Below are 19,024 nucleotides of genomic sequence, written 5' to 3'. Positions count from 1 at the left end.
CCTCCTTGGACGATTGACGACGTTTCCCTGGATCAAACAGTCGATCTTTCACCCTGTTTCGGGGGCACCGGGTGGTCGCGCCTGAAACCCTTGAGGGTACGCACTCTAGATGGGGTCGCGTTGCCTGTTCGTGAGAATTCGCGAAATGGAAGCGGCTGGTTAGACGGGCGTCATCTGCGTGCTGTCTGGCAGGGGGGCACTTGCGGGGGCGTCTGCCGAAATCACGTGGTGAATATTGCGCGCGTTCCCGCAAATTAGGCCGTAGCTGTGAGATCAGGCATCGGCCGTCATCGAGGCGTGCAGGTCGTCGCGTGCGGCGAGCAGCAGGTCCTGGCTGAAACCCTGGGCCGGTGTCGCCAGCAAGACGGCATCCGCCTCGGCGGCACCATGCTCGGCCAGCACGTCGAGCATCGCCACCCGGCTGGCGGCCAGCAGTGCGCGCCCCAGCGGCGTGCGCGCCCCGGCGTCGGTGGGATCGGCGCGCTCGGCCAGGGCCTGGACCACGCGCAAAGGGAAATTCCAGTGCCGCGCGGCGTGCAGTGAAAGCCGTTCCGCCTGCTGCGCGAGTGCCGCCACGAAGGGACGGCTGAAGGCGATCGACGCCGCATCCGGCAGGCGCTCCACCTCGCGAAGGATCGCTTGCGCGCCGGTCTGGCTGACGAGCCCGGCGAGGAATGCCTCGAAGGAATCGCACGCCCCGCGGCCAAGGAAGATGCACGCGCGGGCGCAACGCTCGGCGTGCTCCCAGAGGCGCTCGCCCGCCTGCTGGCTGGCCACGCTTTCGTCGCTGCGCAGGATCGGCCGCATTACCATCTGCATTACCACGCGGCGCAGGCCGTCCTGGCCGAGCAGGGTGATGGCCTGCGGCAGGCTGGTGACCGGCCGTGCCGTGCGGAAGTACGCGCTGTTGGCCACGCGGATGATCTCGCCCACCAGCACCGTGTCGCGGGCGATCTGTTCGGCGAGCGTGCGGCTGTCGGCATCGTCGTTGCGCAACGAGCGCATCAGCTGCGGCACGACGGCCGGGAGGCGGGGCAGGGTGCCGACGTCGAAGCGTTCGCCGCCGAAGGTCTCGCGCACGTGCCGTAGCACCGTTTGTTCGGCCGGCGACAAGCCGGGGTCGCGCGACGGGCCGATGGCGAAGACGAGTCGGTAGAAGCGGTCTTCGACGTCATCCGCGGCGAGTGCGCCGGGTGGCGCCGCGCCGTCGATCGTGGCCGACGGCAAGGACTGCAACGGAGGGGGGCGATCCTGCGCGATGGCGGCACGCCCTCTGGCGCCGCCGAACCACTTCCTGAAGAACCGGCCGATCACGGGGGAGCTCCGATGCTGGGGGTGGGACGATGGCGGGAGTATATGCTTCTACAATGCCGCCATGGACCCGCATCAGCACAGCAGCCGCATCGTTCTCCCTCCCGGGGGCTGGGCCTCGATCGTGGACTACCTCTGCGAGCGATTCCCCGCCATCGACCGCGAGGCCTGGATCGAGCGCATGGAGCGCGGTGCCGTCACCGCGGACGGCGTCGAGGTGCATCGGCTGGCTCCCTATCGTCCCGGCGCCGTCGTCACCTATCGAAGGGAAGTGGCGGACGAACCCCGCATTCCGTTCGAGGAAACCGTCCTCCATATCGACGACGACCTCGTAGTCGTGGACAAGCCGCATTTCCTGCCGGTGATGCCGGTGGGACGCTTCGTGGAAGAGACCCTCTCGGTCCGCCTGGTGCGCCGTCTCGACAACCCCGATCTCGTGGCCTTGCATCGCCTCGACCGGGCCACGGCGGGCCTGGTGGTGTTCTCGGCCCGACCTTCCAGCCGCGATGCCTATACTCAGCTATTCCGCGACCGCGCCATCGAGAAAACCTACGAAGCCGTCGCCGCACCGATGCCCGGCGGCAGCGCCGATGCGTTCCCTTTCGTCCACGAGAGTCGCCTCGAACGCGGTGAGCCTTTCTTTCGCATGCGGGAAGTCGCCGGTACCCCAAACGCGCGCACCCGCATCGACGTGATCGAGCGGCGCGAGCATCAATGGCTATATCGCTTGCAACCGGTCACGGGACGAAAGCACCAGCTGCGCGTGCACATGGCCGCGCTGGGCGCGCCCATCGTAGGCGATCCGCTTTATCCGGTGTTGCGCGAGGAGGCTGCCGGTTTCACGGAACCGCTACGCCTGCTGGCCCGCGAACTCCGCTTCATCGACCCCCTGACCGGCACCGAGCGTGTGTTCCGCAGCGAGCGGCATCTCGACCTTTGAAGCTTGCGGGCGCAAACTATGCGCTCCCCCGCCGCCGCTTTCCGGATGACTCCCGCCCCAGGCTTCCGCACCGTGGCCCTGATCATCGCCAGCGCGATGTTCATGGAGCAACTGGACGGCACGATCCTCGCCACGGCCTTGCCGGCCATGGCGGAATCGTTCGAGGTATCGCCATTGCACATGAGCGTGGCGCTCACGTCGTACATGCTCAGCCTCGCCGTGTTCATCCCCGCCAGCGGCGCGATCGCCGACCGCTACGGTTCGCGCAACGTCTTTCGAACGGCCATCGCGTTGTTCACCCTCGGCTCCATCCTCTGCGGGGTATCGGGCAACCTCACGCTGCTGGTGCTTTCGCGCCTGTTGCAAGGCATCGGCGGCGCCATGATGGTGCCCGTGGGGCGCCTGGTGCTGCTCCGTTCCGTGCCTAAATCCGAACTCGTCTCCGCCATGTCGTGGCTGCTGGTGCCCGCGCTGATCGGGCCGGTGGTGGGACCGCCGCTGGGCGGCTTCATCGTCACCTGGGCGTCGTGGCGCTGGATCTTCTACATCAACGTGCCCATCGGCCTCGCCGGCATGTGGCTGGCCACGAAATACATCCCCGACGTGCGCCTGCCGGACAAGGTCCGCTTCGACCGGCTCGGCTTCGTGTTGTCCGGTGTGTCGCTGTCGTGCCTGGTGTTCGGGCTCGAGATGGTCAGCCATGGGGTGACCTCGCTGTATGGATCGACCGGCCTGATCGCCGGCGGGCTGCTCGTCGGTACCCTTTACGTGTGGCATTCGCGCCGCGTGGAGCATCCGATCCTCGACCTCTCGCTGATGCGCTTCACCACGTTCCGGCTGTCCGTGGTGGCGGGGTCGCTGACGCGCATCACCGCCGGTTCGGTGCCTTTCCTGCTGCCCTTGATGATGCAGTTGGGCTTCGGACTCTCGGCGGCGCACAGCGGCGTGGTCACCTTCGTATCGGCGCTGGGCGCGATGTTGATGAAGGCGACGGCCGCGCCCGTGCTGCGCATGTGGGGCTTTCGCAGCACGCTGGTGTGGAACGGCGTGCTGTCGATGCTGTGCGTCGCGCTGTGCGCGGCGTTCCGTCCGGATTGGCCGCTGTGGACGATTTACGCGGTGCTGTTGCTGAGCGGCTTCTTCCAGTCGTTACAGTTCAGCGCGTACAACACCGTGGCTTATGCGGACGTGCCGAGCGAGCGTTTTTCCAGCGCGACGAGTTTCTACACGACGTTCCAGCAGTTGATGCTGTCGCTGGGTATCTGCGTGGCGTCGGCGGCGCTGCATGCCTCGGTGGCGTGGCATGGGCGGGAGGACGCGCAACTGCCGGACTTCAGCGTGGCCTTCCTGGTGGTGACCTTCGTGTCGCTGGTGGCCGCGCCGGTGTGTGCGTTGCTGCCGAGGAATGCCGGTGCGGAGATGAGCGGGCATAGGGCGAGGTGATTCTGTGGGAGCCGCTTCAGCGGCGATCCCGCGGTAGCGGGCCAGGTTAAGGCAAGCACCCATCGCCGCTGAAGCGGCTCCCACAATGAAGTGGCTCCCACGGTGAGCGGCTCCCGCGGAAGCTTGGTGGGAGCCGACCCTGTCGGCGATGCTCTTTCAGGGCAGGGCGATGGGGTGCTTGATCCACGGCCCGGGAACGCCCGGCAGCGCCGACAGCATCCGCGCTTGCACCACGAACTCGCGGCGGGGGATTTCGATCGCGCCCATGCTCAACAGGTGGTCGTTGGTGACCTGCGCATCCAGCAGGGGAAAGCCCCAGCCATGCAGCAGGTTGCATAGCGCCGCGAGGGCCACTTTCGATCCGCCGGTGCGTGCGCTGAACATCGACTCGCCACAGAACAACCGGCCCACCGCCACGCCATAGATGCCGCCGACCAGCGAGCCCCGGTCCCACACTTCCACGCTGTGCGCGTGTCCGCGCCGGTGCAGTTCCTCGTAGGCGGCGATCATGTCGTCGCCGATCCAGGTGCCGGGCTGGCCATCGCGCGGCGCCGCGCAGGCGCGCATTACGCGGCTGAACGAGGTGTCGGCGGTCACGCGCCATTTGGACTGGCGCAGTTGCTTGCGCAGGCTGCGGCTGACATGCACGCCGTCGGTGCGGAATACGCAGCGCGGATCGGGCGACCACCAGAGGATGGGTTCGTCCGCGTTGAACCAGGGGAAGATGCCCTGACTGTACGCGGCGAGCAGCCGGTCGGGCGACAGGTCGCCGCCCCAGGCCAGCAAGCCGTTCGGATCGGCCAGCGCGGTCTCCGGGTCCGGGAACAGGCCCAGGCGCGTGCGATGCAGTTGCGGCAGCTGGATCATCGGGTGGCGTAGGGCGAATGCGCCATCAGTTCCTCGCGATACGCTTCACGATGGCTGGCTTCGTGTACCAGCGCATCGGCGACCGCGCGGCGGAAGCCTTCATGGGCGATGTAGTGGCGCGAGTGCGTGAGCGTGGGCAGGAAGCCACGCGCGAGCTTGTGCTCGCCCTGCGCCCCGGGCTCGAAACGTTCGATGCCGTGGCGGATGGCGTAGTCGATGCCGCGGTAGTAACAGAGTTCGAAATGCAGGCCGGATACCTCGACGCTGGCGCCCCAATAGCGCCCGTAAAGCGCATCGCCACCACGCAGGAACAACGCCATGGCGACGATGTCGTGCGTGTCGCGCGCGAGCGCCACCTGCACATTGGAACCGAGGCTGCGGCCCAGGTATTGAAAGAACCGCGCGGTGAGTGCCGCGTGGTTGCCCTTCATGTCGAAGGTGAGTTCGTAGAGCGCGTGGATCTGCCGCCACTCGGCATCGCTGAACTCGTCGCCGCCACGCATCTCCAGGGTGAGCCCCGACGCGTGCGCGTGCGCGCGTTCCTGGCGTATGTTCTTGCGTTTCTTGGAGGTCAGCGCGCCGAGGAAGTCGTCGAAATCGGCATAGCCACGGTTGTGCCAGTGGAACTGGAAGTCGGCGCGCGCCAGCCAGCGGTCGTCGAACGCGTCGAGATCGGCATCGGCGAGGAAGTTGGCGTGGATCGACGAGAGCCCGAGGCGATCGGCTTCGTCCACCAGCGCGGCGGTGAGCTGGTTGCGCAGCACCTCGGCGTCCAGGCCATCGCGCACGAGCAGGCGCGGCCCGGGCACGGGCGAGTAGGGCGAGGCGACGAGCAGCTTCGGGTAGTAGTTTCCACCGGCGCGTTCCCACGCCGAGGCCCAGCTCCAGTCGAAGACGAACTCGCCGTGCGAGTTGCCCTTGAGGTAGGTCGGGGTGGCGGCCACGAGCCGGCCTTGCTCGAAGATGCCCAGGTGGTAGGGCCGCCAGCCGTAGTCCTCGCGCAGGCAGCCCTTGGCCTCCATGCCGCTGAGGAAGGCATGCGAGACGAAGGGGTTGCCGTCGGGCACGAGCGCGTCCCAATCGGCGGCTGGAATGCCGCCGAGGCCGTCGAGGAAGCGGATCTCGTACATGCGGCGGGAGGCCCCGCGCGGGGTGCGCGGGGCGATGCCGGTCAGGCCAGCAGGTGCTGCTGGTCGAGCCAGCGTTCGGCGTCCAGCGCGGCCATGCAGCCAAAACCCGCCGAGGTGATGGCCTGGCGGTAGACGTGGTCGGCGACATCGCCGGCGGCGAACACGCCCGGCACCGAGGTGGCCGTGGCCATGCCTTGCAGGCCGGACTGGATCTGGATGTAGCCGTCCTTCATCTCGAGCTGGCCCTCGAAGATGCCCGTGGCCGGGGTATGGCCGATGGCCACGAAGAAGCCCTGGACATCGAGGTCGCGCTTGGCGCCGGTGTTGACGTCCTTCACGCGGACACCGTTCACGCCGGAGTCGTCGCCCAGGATCTCGTCGATCTGGTGGTTCCAGAGCAACTCGATCTTGCCGGCGGCGGCTTTCTCGAACACCTTGTCCTGCATGATCTTTTCGGCGCGCAGTTTGTCGCGGCGGTGGACCAGGTAGACCTTGCGGGCGATGTTGGCGAGGTACAGGGCCTCTTCCACGGCCGTGTTGCCGCCGCCGACCACGACCACGTCCTGGTCGCGGAAGAAGAAGCCGTCGCAGGTGGCGCAGGCGGAGACGCCGCGGCCCTTGAACTTCTCTTCCGAGGCGATGCCCAGGTACTTGGCGGTGGCGCCGGTGGTGATGATCAGCGCGTCGGCGGTGTACTCGCCGCTGTCGCCCTTGAGGCGAAAGGGGCGGTTGCCCAGATCGACGCTGTGGATGTGGTCGAAGACCATCTCGGTCTCGAAGCGCTCGGCGTGCTCGGCCATGCGGCGCATCAGTTCCGGACCCTGGACACCCTTTTCGTCACCCGGCCAGTTGTCCACCTCGGTGGTGGTCATCAGCTGGCCGCCTTGCTGCAGGCCGGTGATCATCGTCGGCTTCAGGTTGGCCCGGGCGGCGTAGACCGCGGCCGTGTAGCCGGCGGGGCCGGAGCCGAGGATCAGCAGGCGGCTGTGCTTGGGGGTGCTCATGTATAATCCTTGAGGTTTACTGCAGCGTGTTTCAGTCGTACCGCTCGCCTCTTGCGGCAGGATGCTCAAGCCGTATCGAGGTCCGCGAGTCGCGTTGTCGACCCGGAAGAATGGGGAACACGGGGGTGCGATTCAAGACATTTGCTTATTCTGTCCGACTTTAGTCAGCTCATTCAGGATCCTCCATACGATGCGCATCGGTATCCCCTCCGAAACCAAGACCCTCGAAGGCCGCGTGGCCCTCATTCCCGCCGCCGCCGCCGACCTCGTCCGTCGCGGCCACGAGGTATTCATCCAGGCCGGTGCCGGCAGCAAGAGCGGCTACGCCGATGCCGACTACGCCGCGCTGGGCGTCACCGTGCTGCCCGACGCCGCCGCCGTCTATGAGAAGGGCGAGCTGATCGTCAAGGTCAAGGAACCGATCGAGGGCGACCTCAAGCTGCTGAAGAAGCACCACCTGCTGTTCTGCTACCTGCACCTGGCCGCCGAGCCGGCGCTCACCCGCAGCCTGCTGGACATCGGCCTGACCGGCGTCGCCTTCGAGTCCGTGGACGAGAACGGCGCGCTGCCGCTGCTGCTGCCGATGTCGGTCATCGCCGGCCGCATCGCCACCCAGATCGGCACCACGCTCCTGCACCAGCCCAACGGCGGCAAGGGCAAGCTGCTGGGCGGCATGGCTTCCACGCCGCGCGGCAAGGTCGTGGTGCTGGGCGCGGGCGCGGCCGGCGGCAACGCCGCGGCGCTGGCCGCCTCGGCGGGCGCCAACGTGGTCGTGTTCGACAAGCGTCCGGACCGCATGGCCGAGATGATGGCCCTGGGCCCGAACGTCACCGCCCTGTACGCCTACGAGTCGTCGGTGGCCGAGGAAGTGCGCCATGCCGACATCGTCGTTGGCGCCGTGCTGATTCCCAGCGCCAAGGCGCCGCGCGTGGTCACCGAGGACATGGTCAAGACGATGGAGAAGGGCTCGGTGCTCGTCGACATCTCGATCGACCAGGGCGGCTGCTTCGAGACCTCGCGTCCGACCACCTGGAAGGAGCCCACCTACGACGTCCACGGCGTGACGCACTTCTGCGTGACCAACATGCCGGGCGCCGTGCCGCAGACCTCGTCCACCGCCATCTCGGCCGCCATCCTGCCGTACGTGCAGCGCCTGGCCGCCGGCAACGGCTGGCGCGACTACGCCCCGCTGGCCGCGGGCATCAACATCGAGAACGGCAAGATCGTGCACCCCGCCCTCCAGGGCGTGGCATGATGCCGGACACCGGGAGCGAGGTCGTTGGTTAGTGGCGCGTAGCGCGAAAGTCGTAAAGAAGCAGGCCAAGGCGCAGGTCAAGGCCCAGCGGGAGGGCTTGAGCGACGAGCTCAAGCGCCGCCTGCGCGAAGCCGGGGCACTGCTCCTGGTCCCGCTCGCCCTTTACCTTCTCGTCTGCCTGCTCAGCTACAACGACCAGGACCCGAGCTGGGGCCATATGGGCGTCGCCGACCGCGCCACCAATTTCGGTGGCGCGGTCGGAGCGAACATCGCCAACCTGCTCAGGTACATCTTCGGCCTGGTCTCGTACGGTTTTCCGTTGCTGCTCCTCGCGCTGGGTATCCAGGTGATCCGCCATCGCGGCGAGCGCAACGTGCAGCCCTGGGAGCCGTCGCTGCGGCTCATCGGCTTCGTCTTCTTCTTCATCACCGCGCCCGCGCTGGTCTATCTCAACGTGGACGCCACCGTGCTGCCGGAAGGCCCCGGCGGCATCGTCGGCAAGTGGGTGGGACATGGCCTGCACAACGCCTTCGGCGACAAGGGCGCGCCCTTGCTGCTGCTGGCGGTGTGCCTCATCGCCGTGACCCTCGCCACCGGCTTGTCGTGGTTCCGGGTGATGGACAGCACCGGCGAGATCGTCATGCGTGTCGCCGGCTGGTTCGGCGGCAAGCTGCGCCGCGCGCCCGACGTGATGGCCGCGCGTTCGGCCCGTGCCGAGCGCGAGGTGGTCAAGAAGGCCGACGCGGTGAAGCAGGCCAGGCGCGAGCCCGTGCGCATCGAGACGCCGACGCCGATGGTGGTCAAGAGCGAGCGCGCCACCCGGGAGAACCAGATTCCGCTGTTCACCGGCGCATCGATGGACGGCGAGATCCCGCCGCTGTCGCTGCTGGACGAAGCGCCGCCGCAGGGCCCAGGCTACTCCGAGGAAACCCTCGAGGTGCTCTCGCGCCAGGTGGAGCTGAAACTCAAGGATTTCCGCGTCGACGCCCGCGTGGTCGGGGTGTATCCCGGCCCGGTCATCACCCGTTTCGAACTGGAGCCCGCCGCCGGCGTGCGCGGCAGCCAGGTCTCCAGCCTCGACAAGGACATCGCGCGCGGCCTTTCCGTGGTCAGCGTGCGCGTGGTCGACGTCATCCCGGGCAAGAACGTCATCGGCCTGGAAATCCCGAACACCAAGAAACAGATCGTCTACCTGTCCGAGATCCTGCGTTCGGAACGCTACGACCAGGTGAAGTCGCCACTGGCGCTGGCCCTGGGCAAGGACATCGGCGGCAAGGCCGTGGTCACCGACCTGGCCAAGATGCCCCACCTGCTCGTGGCCGGTACCACCGGTTCGGGCAAGTCGGTGGCGGTGAACGCCATGGTGCTGAGCTTGCTGTACAAGTCCAGCCCCAAGGACGTCCGGATGATCATGATCGATCCGAAGATGCTGGAACTCTCGGTCTACGAGGGTATCCCGCACCTGTTGGCGCCGGTCGTCACCGATATGAAGGAAGCGGCCAACGCGCTGCGCTGGTGCGTCGCCGAGATGGAGCGCCGCTACAAGCTCATGGCCGCGGTCGGCGTGCGCAACCTCGGCGGTTTCAACAAGAAGGTGAAGGACGCCGAGAACAGCGGCCAGCCGCTGCTCGATCCGCTGTTCCGCGCCAACCCGGACATGCCCGGCATGGTGGCCGAACCGCTGCAGCCGCTGCCGCACATCGTCATCATCATCGACGAATTCGCCGACATGATGATGATCGTCGGCAAGAAGGTCGAGGAACTGATCGCACGCCTGGCGCAGAAGGCGCGCGCGGCGGGCGTGCACCTGATCCTCGCCACGCAGCGTCCCTCGGTCGACGTCATCACCGGCCTGATCAAGGCGAACATTCCCACGCGCATCGCCTTCCAGGTGTCCTCGAAGATCGATTCGCGCACCATCCTCGACCAGTCCGGCGCGGAAGCCCTGCTGGGCCACGGCGACATGCTCTACCTGCCGCCGGGCACGGCCACGCCGGAACGCGTGCACGGCGCCTTCGTGGACGACCACGAGGTGCACAACGTGGTGGAATGGCTGCGCGCGCAGGGCACGCCGAACTACATCGACGGCGTGCTCGAGGAAGTGCAGTCGACCTCCGACGGCAAGATCATCAACGACTCCGGCCTGCCGCAGGACGCGGAGGGTGACAGCGACAGCGACAACGCCCTCTACGACCGCGCGGTGCGCGTGGTCACCGAAACGCGACGCGCCTCGATCTCCGGCGTGCAGCGCCACCTGCGCATCGGCTACAACCGCGCCGCCCGCCTCGTCGAACAGATGGAGCAGGACGGCATCGTCAGCGCGCCGCAGCACAACGGCAACCGTGAAGTGCTCGCACCGCCGCCTCCGAAGGACTGATTCCGCATGAACGCCATCAAGCCGGGCGCGCTTCGCCAGCGCCCCTGGGGCCTGCTCGTCACCGGCGACCTCGTGCCCACGGCCGAGGTGCTGGACGAGGTCGAGGGCATCTTCGAACTCAACCCGTCCATCCCCGGGCTGGAACTGCGTGGCGACGACGGCCGCGCCTGCTTCGTCACCCGCGACTACCCGCAAGGCCATACCGCCGGGGTGGACGACGCCCTGGAAGTCATCTTCGCCGAGCAGCCGGAGATCGCCGAGATCGCCGTGCTGGGCCAGGAGGCCCGCCCGGTGCACACGGCCACCCGCGATGCGCCGTTCTGGCATCGCGACGGCAAGGCCATCGCCGATATCAGCGAGAAGATGGAGGCCGGGGAGATCACTCCGGGCGAGGCCATCGACATGCTTAAGTCGCTGTTCGAAACCGATCGCTGACAATCGCGCCGCCACCCACGGAAACCACGCCATGAAACGCCTGCTGCTCGCCGCGACGCTGTCCCTCCTCAGCCTGCCGACCTTCGCCGCCGGCCCCGCGCGCGAACGCCTGGATGCCTTCGCCAAGGGCATGCACTCGCTGACCGGGCGTTTCAGCCAGACCATGGCCAACGCCAACGGCGATCCGGGCAAGACCAGCACGGGCACCATGGCCTTGCAGTCACCGCGCCAGTTCCGCTGGGAAACCACCGCGCCATACAAGCAGACGATCGTCGCCGACGGCAGCCGCGTATGGCTGTACGACCCGGACCTCGAACAGGTCACGGTGCGCAAGCAGAGCAGCGAGGAAGCGCAAAGCCCGCTCACCGTGCTGACCGACCTGTCGCAGATGGACAAGGACTTCAAGGTGACCGAGAAGGGCGAGCAGGATGGCCTGCAGTGGCTGCGCCTGCAGTCCACGGGGAAGGACCCGCAGTTCGACTACGCGGACCTGGGTTTCGACGCCGGCGGCCTGGCACGCATGGTGTTCAAGGACCAGCTGGGCAACACCACGACGATCCAGTTCGCCGGTTGGCAGCGTAACGCGGCCTTGCCGGCGGATACGTTCAACTTCGTGCCGCCGCAAGGCACCGACGTGATCGGCGACGCGCCGGTATTGCAGACCCAGCCGGTCAAGTAGGCCCCGGGCGTCCGTTACCGGCGTACGCCACCCGCGCCGGGATGCTCACCGTCACGAGCGTTCCGCGCTGTGGCGCCGATTGCACCTTCAGCTTGCCGCCCATGCGTCGCGCACGTTCGCGCATGCCCACCAGGCCGAAGTGGCCGTCTCCGCCTTCGTGCGTATCCGGCATCGCCGCGAAGCCGTCGCCGTCGTCGCTCACCCATACCTTCAACGACTGTCGCGCATGCTCCATCATGATGCGGATGGACTGCGCGTGGCTGTGCTGCATGGCGTTGATCACGGCCTCTCGCACGATGCTGTAGACCTCGTCGATCACCACGGGATTGACCGGGCGCCGCCGGCTGCCGTACTGCACGCCGAAGTACACGGGGATGCCGACATCGTCGTCGGCCAGGCTGGCGATGCGGTCTTCGAGCGAGCCTTCCTCGGAAGCGTGGCTGCGTAGCCCCTTCACCCGGTCGCGTCCTTCGACCAGCAGCGCCTCGGCGCGATCGATGGTGTGCTCCAGCGTGGCGCGCGCCGTGTCCTCCTTCGACAGGCCGTCGACGAAGGCCTGGAACTTGAGGATGAGGCCCTGTACGCCTTGCAACAGCGTGTCGTGCAGTTCACGCGCGATGCGCTCGCGCTCGCCGTGGCGTTCGTCGAGACGCAGGCGCAACCGTTGCGTCAGCAGGCCCACGCGCCAGCGGTGGGCGAGCCACACCAGTCCTGCCGCGACAAGCAGGCAGAACACCTTGAATGGCGTGCGCTCGACGAGGCGCGGCGTCACCGTCACCGCGAAAGGTGTCGACCGGCTCCAGTGCAGGCCGTCATAGGACGCCTCGGCCCAGAAGCTGTACCGGCCCGGCGCCAGGTCGGTGTACAGCGCCTCGTGCCGGTTACCGGCATCTTGCACGGCGCCATCGGCGCCTTCGAGCTTGTAACGGAACGACAGGCCGCGCGGACGCCCGGGAGCCAGTGCCGTGTACATCACGCTCAAGTCGCGGGTGTCGTGCAGTCGCACGACGTCGCCGGGCCGGAAGGTCGTGGCACCGGAGGCCACCGACTTGATGACGACCGGCGGCGGGAGGAGCGGGGAAGGCGGTACCGAAGGGTCGAGCCAGGCGAGGCCTTGCGAGCCGGCGAACCACAGGCGTCCGTCGCTGGCCGCGAGCGCGGTCGGCAACGGCCGCACCAGCTGTGCCGGCCCGGCGAGACCGTCCTCCATCGTCAGCAGCTGGACTTCGACGGGAACCTTCGGCTGCTTCAGCGCGGCATCCCACGCCTGCGGAGTGAAACGGATCACGCCGGCGATGCCGTAGGCCCAGACGCAGCCTTCCTTGCTGCGGACGATGCCGGTGATCGAATTGAATCGATCCGCCGGTTGCGCGGAGAGGCGCTGGAAACGCTCGCCGTCGAAGAACGACAGGCCATGTTCCGATCCCACGACGAGGCGGTCGCCGATGCTGGCGATAGCGGTCACCGGTCCTTGTTCCATGCCGGTGGCGGCGTCGAAACGTCGTAGCGTGTCGCCGTCGAGCGTGGCCACCGTGCCGTCGAGGTAGCCGAACCACGGTTTCCCCGCGGGGTCCACGTGGATGACGGAGGGTGCGAGGGCGGGGAAGGGCGCGATGGTGGACGCGGGCAGCCAGCCGTCGGCGTTGCGCACGTACACGCCGCGAAGCCGCAACGAGATCCACAGGCGGCCCATGCCGTCGCGCGCCATGGCCTGCACGATCGTTCTTCGCTCAGCCGCATCGCCGGGAAGGTCGACGGTGTCGATCTTCCCCTCGCGCTTATGCCACAGCGTTCCGCTGCCACCGAACCAGAGCGACCCGTCCGTGTCGCGGTAAGCGCTGTTGATCGCGCCGTCGAAACCCGGCACCGCGACCGGGTCGGGCGTGAGCTTCCACAACAGGTCGGGATAGACGGTGCGTGCCGCCGTGCCCGTCCAGACGTGTCCGTGGCCGTCCTCGACCAGGGCGAAGTACACCTCGGGCTTCGGAAAGCGGACGCGCGAGAGCCACGTGTCGCGGAAGGTATCCAGGCCCATCTTCGTGCTGATCCATACATGCCCGTCGCGGTCCTCCATCAGCGTCATCGTGGCCTGCGACGTCATGCCGAGGTCTTCGCTGAAGGTTTGCATCGCCGGTTCGCTGGCGTCGCCGGTGGTGGAGTTGCCGACGTCCTTCGCGGCCATGCGGCAGAGGTTCACCGCGCAGGCCACCGTCCAGAGGTTGCCGTCGCGGTCGAAGGCCGTGGTGGTGCTGTTCGCCCGGCGTGGACGCGGATGGGGAAAGGGCTTGCCCCATTCGCCGGGCAAGGGACGGAAACCTGCGCCGGTCCGCTGCCAGAGGCTGCCGTCGGGATGCAGCATCAGGTGACTGGCCGAACCGCTGCGTATCCCGCTGTCCTCGAAGCGGCGCGCTCCCTTGCGCAGCACGTAGAGGTTCCGCTCCGTGCCGGCCCAGAGGTTGCCACGCGCGTCCTCCATGAACATGTCGACTTCGCGGGGGATGCCCCACTCGGACGACACTTCCTTCCAGCGGGAGCCGTCGAGGCGGTAGATGCCGACCTCGGTGGCGGCCCACAGGCCACCGTCGCCATCGGTCGCGAACTCGTTGATGGCGACATGGTCGGGCAGGCCGTCGGCGGTGCCATAGAGCGTGGCCTTGCCATCGCGCACGCGCGCCACGCCACCGTTCGCCCCGGCGACCCAGAGATCGCCGCCGGGCGCGGCGTAGATCGTCCAGGTGGCCTCGCTCTCGTTGCTCGACGGTGGCTGGAGGGGGATCTTCTCGAAGGTGAAGCCGTCGTAACGGAACAGGCCCATGCGCGTGCTGAGCCAGAGCCAGCCATCCTCGGTCTGCGCCATCGACACGATGCTGGCCGGTGCGCCTTCTTCCGCACGCAGTGCGATGTGATGGAGCTGGCCCAGCGTACGCGTGGGGTCCGTGGCGTGGACCGGCGGGAGCCATGCGAACAACGCCGCCAGCAGGAGCATGAGATGGCGGGCGTTGGGGGTGCGGAAGGTCATGCAGGGCGAGGGCGGTATGGCGTGGCGGCGTTGTCGGGTGGGCTCAGAGTAACCGGTATCGCCGACAGGGTCGGCTCCCACCAGGGCAAGAGCATCGCCGACAAGTCGGCTCCCACCAGGGCAAGAGCATCGCCGACAAGTCGGCTCCCACCAGGGCAAGAGCATCGCCGACAAGTCGGCTCCCACCAGTCAGCCGCACCCTGCCCAGTCTCCCCCGCTTTGGTGGGAGCCGACCCTATCGGCGATGCTCCTGCTTTTGACGGGAGCCCACTTGTCGGCGACGCTCGCGCTTTCTGTGGGAGCCGACTTGTCGGCGATGCGGCGAAGCCGCCTCCTACATTCTTGCGGTTTCATGCCAGACTCACTCCGGAACATCGGAAGTGGTCAGGGGAGCAAGGGCATGTATCTGGTCTGGGCTATCGTCGGGGCGGTCATCGGCGCCTTCGTGGGGGAAGGCGTCGCCGGTGGCGTGGCCGGATTCGCCATCGGGTTCCTCTGGGGCCGCACCTCGCAACTGCGCCGCGACCTCGACCACGCCCGCGCGCAACTCGACCGCCTTGCGCCCGGCACCGACCCGGCACGGGTAGCGGATACGCCAGACGCTACCGCTACTGCGGCCAAGTCCACGCCACCCGCCCGCAGCACGCCCCCGCCCATCCCGCAGGGAACGGCAGAGCAACGCCCCGCGCGCGAAGGCGCATCCTCATCCTCCTGGTCGCCCACCGCCTGGCCCCCATCAACCCCATCAACCCCATCAACCCCGGCATCCGCGGCCGCGGCAGCCTCGGTGGGAGCCGATCCTGTCGGCGATACCCGCCCACCGCCACCTTCCCAACCGCCAGCCCCCACCGGCCCCACCATCGCCGACCGCCTCACCACCGCCATCAAAGGCTGGTTCACCGAAGGCAATGTGCCGGTGAAGGTCGGCATGCTGGTGCTCTTCGCCGGTATCGCCGCCTTCCTCAAATACGCCTCCGATAATGGCTTGCTGCGCATCCCCGTATCGGTACGCCTGATCGTCGTCGCGCTCGCGGCCATCGCCGGTGCCGCCTTCGGCTGGTGGCAACGCGACAAGCGCCGCGCCTTCGCGCTCTCGCTGCAAGGCGGTGCCATCGGCGTGCTGGTGATGACCGTCTTCGCCGCCTACCGCCTCTACGGCTTGCTTCCCGCCGGCTGGACCTTCGCCTTGCTGATCGTCTTCGTCGGCGCGCTCGGTGTGCTGGCGGTATTGCAAGACGCCCTCGCACTCGCCGTGCTCGGTCTCGTCGCCGGCTTCGCCGCGCCGATCATCGCGTCGACCGGCGAAGGCAACCACGTCGCCCTGTTCTCGTACTACGCGGTGCTCAACCTCGGTATCCTCGGCATCGCGTGGAAACGCGCGTGGCGGGTACTCAACGTGCTGGGTTTCATCGCCACCTTCGGCGTGGCCACCACGTGGGGTGTCCTGAGTTACCAGCCGGCACTGTTCGCCAGCACCGAACCGTTCCTCCTCCTGCATTTCCTGCTTTACCTGGCCGTGCCGTGGTTGCACGTGCTGCGTTCGCCGAAGCGCGACCGGGCCATCCTCGACGGCTGCCTGATGTTCGGCAACCCGATCGTCAGCCTGTTGCTGCAAGGCGCGCTGCTCGACTGGAAGCCGATGCCGCTGGCGCTCTCGGCGCTGGCCGCGGCGGCGATCTACGTGGCCATCGCCTTCGCCATTCGCAAGCGCGACGACATGGCGTTGTTGCGCGAGACCTGGGCCGTGCTCGCGGTAGCCTTCGCCACCATCGCCGTGCCGCTGGCCCTGAGCGCGAGCGTGACGGCAAGCGTGTTCGCCCTGGAAGGCGCGGGCCTGATCTGGCTGGGCTTCCGCCAGGCGCGACGCCTGCCGCGCTGGGCGGGTGTGTTTCTGCAACTGGCCGCCGGCGTGGCGTGGGTGCTGGCCTCGCTCTTCCATCATCACTACAACGACACGCCGCTGCTCAACGCGGCCTTCATCGGCAGCCTGCTGCTGGTGATCGGCGCGAGCGTGGGTGTCTGGCAGTTCGACCGGCATGGCATGTCGCGCGGCGTGTCGGGGCTCGCGCGCATCGGCTTGCTCGTATGGGCGGTGCTCTGGTGGCTGGTGGGCTTCGCCAACGAGATCGACACCTTCGTGATCGATGCCGGGATCGAATCCGCCTGCTGGCTGGCCTTGTCATCGATGACCGCGTGCTTGCTGGGGTTGGCATGCCCGCGTGCACGCAAGCTCGACCTCGGCGTGGTGTTGGCCTTCGGCGTGCCCCTGTTCCTGTCGGGGGGCCTGGTGGTGGTGCTGTCCGCGGCCAACGCGAACATCCAGCCGCTGGCTCGTTGGCCGCTGGGCGCCGTGGTCGTCATGGCCATCACGGGCTGGTTCGCCTTGCGCGGCGTCGCCTCGCATCGCGTCGCCGCCGTGGCCTCGGCCACCGTGTGGTGGGTGCGCTGGGCGGCGATCTTCACCGTGGCGATCGTGCTCGCGCTCGACGCGGCGCCGGCACTCGGCGAAGGCTGGCGCTTGCTCGCCGCCGCGCTGCCGACCTTGTCGCTGGCGGCGCTGGTGTTGTGGGCCGTGCGCTGGCTGGCCTCGCCCTTGTCCGGACATGCACGCGACATCCGCTACGCGGTCGGCATCTGCGCGGCGCTGGCGATGATCGCGGTGGGCATCGCGGCACTCGGCACGGCCGGCAACCCGAAACCCTTGCCCTTCGTGCCCGTGCTCAACCCGGTGGACCTGCTGCTGGTGGCGGTGCTGCTTTTCGTGGCGCGGGCGATTTCCGACGAGGCGATCCCGCGCGAGGTACGCGCGACGCGTCCGGCCGTGCTCGCCGTAGTGTTCTTCATCGTGGCCACCAGCATGACGCTGCGCGCCGTGCACCACCTCGGCGGCGTGCCGTGGAACGGCGACATGCCGGGCTCCAGCCTCGCGGAGCTTTCGCTCACCGTCGTCTGGAGCGTGATCGGCGTGGTGGCCTGGGTGCTCGGATCGAAGCGCGGGCAACGCCTGCTCTGGATGGCCGGCGCCGCGACCATGGCGCTGGTGCTGTTGAAGTTGCTGCTGGTCGACCGGGGTCACCTCGGCAACCTGTTCGGCATCGCCTCGTTCATCGCCTATGGCCTGTTGTGCACGGTCATCGGTTATCTCGCGCCCGCGCCGCCACGGCAGGGTGCGGCCTCTTCCGCGGAGTCTTCGCATGCGTCGTGACTGGCGTCGCTGTTTCTTCGTCTTGTCCTTCGTCGTGACGGCGGCGCACGCCGATGCGCCACTGCCGTTCGCGATGGCTTATCCGATCCAGCACGAACCCGGCGCGAAGGCGTACGTCGTGGAGTTGCCGCAGGATGCGTATGCCTGGGCCAGCCGCGATGCCGGGTTGGCCGATGTCGTGATCGTCGACGCACACGGCCGCCAGGTGGCCACCGGTCCGTACGCGCCCGCCGCGCCGACCTCGCATCCCGTCACACTCGATGCGCCCTTGCTCGCCGTGCCGCAAAGCGCGGGTGGCATCGCCGGGCCACGCATCCAGCGAAGCACCAACGGCGACATCGTCATCGAACCCGGCGCCGCTCCCGCCAGTGGCGCACCCCGTGACTGGCTGTTCGACGCCCGCCAACCCGTCGCGCCCGAACGCCTGGAATTCGCGTCCTTCGACCGCGACGCCAGTCTCACCCTGGATATCGACGCCAGCGGCAACCTGCAGGACTGGACGCCGCTGGTACGCAGCGCCTCCGTGGTGACCCTGGGCAAGGGCGACGGCGCGGTGGATGCGCGCGTGGTGAAACTCACCGGCGCTCCGGCGCGTTACTACCGCGTACGCGTGACCGGTGGCGACGCGCCCTGGACGAACGGTGCCGTCGCCACGGTGACGCTGTCCGGCACGGTGGAAGATGCCTCGGCGAAGGATGAAGCGCCACGCCGCTGGCTGGACCTTGCCGCCACCGACACGAGCACGAGCGGGCAGGGCGTCGATTACGACTATCGCCTGCCCGCGGCCCTGCCGGTGAGCGCCTTGCGCGTGACGCTCGGCAAGAGCGACAACGTGGCCCGTTTCGATGCGATCGCCGTGGAAGGGACGATGAGCGCCGAGCAACTCGGCACCCTCGTCGTCACACCGGGACAGGATGGCGGTGGCCGCCATCCGCTGGAGGTATCGCGTGGCCGCCGTGAACTCCTGCGCCTGCATTCGGCGACGCCGCTGCGCGAATCGCCACGCCTCTCTGTGGGCTGGCGTCCGGACCGTTTCGTCTTCCTGCCCGAAGGCGACGCGCCGTATCGCCTGCTGGTCGGCAGCCGTGCCGCGCGCCGTCCCGCCTGGCCGATCGACGACGCCATCGCGGCCCTGCGCAAGGACGGCGGTGCCGCCTGGCGGCCCGCCACCGCCACGACGGGGCCCGGCCAGGAACTGGCGGGCCGCAAGGCGCTGGACGATAGCGGGGCACCGTTCGACTGGACGCGCCCCTTGCTCTGGGTGGTGCTCCTGCTCGGCGCCGCGCTGGTGGCGGGCATGGCCGCGAGCCTGCTGCGCAAACCCCGGCCCGGCGACGAATGAGCCATTGAGGCGCCGTG

13 protein-coding genes are annotated in these 19,024 nt (G+C 68.1%); 8 read left to right on the top strand and 5 right to left on the bottom strand.

Going from position 1 to position 19,024, the window contains the following annotated elements:
• Positions 1–273 precede the first annotated feature (273 nt).
• A complete protein-coding gene (locus tag ACR9Y6_RS06365; RefSeq protein ID WP_481280540.1) occupies positions 274–1,314 on the bottom strand; it encodes an HDOD domain-containing protein in 1,041 nt (346 codons plus the stop codon).
• A 61-nt stretch (positions 1,315–1,375) separates the two neighbouring features.
• On the opposite strand from ACR9Y6_RS06365, the gene ACR9Y6_RS06360 reads away from it, so the two are divergent.
• Together ACR9Y6_RS06360 and ACR9Y6_RS06355 are read left to right on the top strand one after the other, a co-directional pair.
• Positions 1,376–2,251 carry a pseudouridine synthase gene (locus ACR9Y6_RS06360; RefSeq protein ID WP_481280539.1) on the top strand — a complete coding sequence of 292 codons (876 nt, stop codon included), beginning with the start codon at positions 1,376–1,378 and terminating at the stop codon, positions 2,249–2,251.
• A gap of 18 nt (positions 2,252–2,269) precedes the next feature.
• Positions 2,270–3,694: an MFS transporter gene (locus ACR9Y6_RS06355; protein ID WP_481280538.1), complete on the top strand. Its 1,425-nt coding sequence runs from the start codon at positions 2,270–2,272 to the stop codon at positions 3,692–3,694.
• A 156-nt stretch (positions 3,695–3,850) separates the two neighbouring features.
• Here the strand turns inward: ACR9Y6_RS06355 and aat are convergent, their stop codons facing one another.
• From aat to trxB, 3 genes are read right to left on the bottom strand one after another with little or no spacing between them, the layout of a single operon-like run.
• Positions 3,851–4,561 (bottom strand): leucyl/phenylalanyl-tRNA--protein transferase, encoded by a 711-nt coding sequence (gene aat, locus ACR9Y6_RS06350; RefSeq protein WP_481280537.1) that lies wholly within the window; start codon positions 4,559–4,561, stop codon positions 3,851–3,853.
• Positions 4,558–5,691: a GNAT family N-acetyltransferase gene (locus tag ACR9Y6_RS06345; protein ID WP_481280536.1), complete on the bottom strand. Its 1,134-nt coding sequence runs from the start codon at positions 5,689–5,691 to the stop codon at positions 4,558–4,560. Before ACR9Y6_RS06345 ends, aat begins: the two co-directional genes overlap by 4 nt.
• 41 nt (positions 5,692–5,732) lie before the next feature.
• Positions 5,733–6,695, bottom strand: a complete 963-nt coding sequence (gene trxB, locus ACR9Y6_RS06340; protein ID WP_481280535.1) for a thioredoxin-disulfide reductase — start codon at positions 6,693–6,695, stop codon at positions 5,733–5,735.
• Between the two features lie 190 nt (positions 6,696–6,885).
• Here trxB and ACR9Y6_RS06335 point away from each other — a divergent pair, with 190 nt between their 5' ends.
• From ACR9Y6_RS06335 to lolA, 4 genes are read left to right on the top strand one after another with little or no spacing between them, the layout of a single operon-like run.
• Positions 6,886–7,950, top strand: coding sequence for an alanine dehydrogenase (locus ACR9Y6_RS06335; RefSeq protein ID WP_481280534.1), 1,065 nt, complete (start codon positions 6,886–6,888; stop codon positions 7,948–7,950).
• Between the two features lie 31 nt (positions 7,951–7,981).
• Positions 7,982–10,327 (top strand): DNA translocase FtsK, encoded by a 2,346-nt coding sequence (locus ACR9Y6_RS06330; protein ID WP_481280533.1) that lies wholly within the window; start codon positions 7,982–7,984, stop codon positions 10,325–10,327.
• Between the two features lie 6 nt (positions 10,328–10,333).
• On the top strand, positions 10,334–10,762 hold the full coding sequence (locus tag ACR9Y6_RS06325) for a hypothetical protein (protein ID WP_481280532.1): 429 nt from the start codon (positions 10,334–10,336) through the stop codon (positions 10,760–10,762).
• 31 nt (positions 10,763–10,793) lie between these two features.
• Positions 10,794–11,441: an outer membrane lipoprotein periplasmic chaperone LolA gene (lolA, locus tag ACR9Y6_RS06320; RefSeq protein ID WP_481280531.1), complete on the top strand. Its 648-nt coding sequence runs from the start codon at positions 10,794–10,796 to the stop codon at positions 11,439–11,441.
• Here the strand turns inward: lolA and ACR9Y6_RS06315 are convergent.
• Positions 11,434–14,460: a sensor histidine kinase gene (locus ACR9Y6_RS06315; RefSeq protein WP_481280530.1), complete on the bottom strand. Its 3,027-nt coding sequence runs from the start codon at positions 14,458–14,460 to the stop codon at positions 11,434–11,436. The two genes, lolA and ACR9Y6_RS06315, sit on opposite strands and share 8 nt — an antisense overlap.
• Positions 14,461–14,860: 400 nt before the next feature.
• Here ACR9Y6_RS06315 and ACR9Y6_RS06310 point away from each other — a divergent pair, with 400 nt between their 5' ends.
• Together ACR9Y6_RS06310 and ACR9Y6_RS06305 are read left to right on the top strand one after the other, a co-directional pair.
• Positions 14,861–17,665, top strand: a complete 2,805-nt coding sequence (locus tag ACR9Y6_RS06310) for a DUF2339 domain-containing protein (protein WP_481280529.1) — start codon at positions 14,861–14,863, stop codon at positions 17,663–17,665.
• Positions 17,655–19,007, top strand: a complete 1,353-nt coding sequence (locus ACR9Y6_RS06305; protein WP_481280528.1) for a DUF3999 family protein — start codon at positions 17,655–17,657, stop codon at positions 19,005–19,007. The genes ACR9Y6_RS06310 and ACR9Y6_RS06305 overlap by 11 nt, the downstream gene beginning before the upstream one ends.
• Positions 19,008–19,024: the final 17 nt, after the last annotated feature.

It is taken from the genome of Luteibacter sp. TLI7-4A, assembly GCF_056754745.1.
This window is presented reverse-complemented; position numbering and strand designations above follow the sequence as displayed.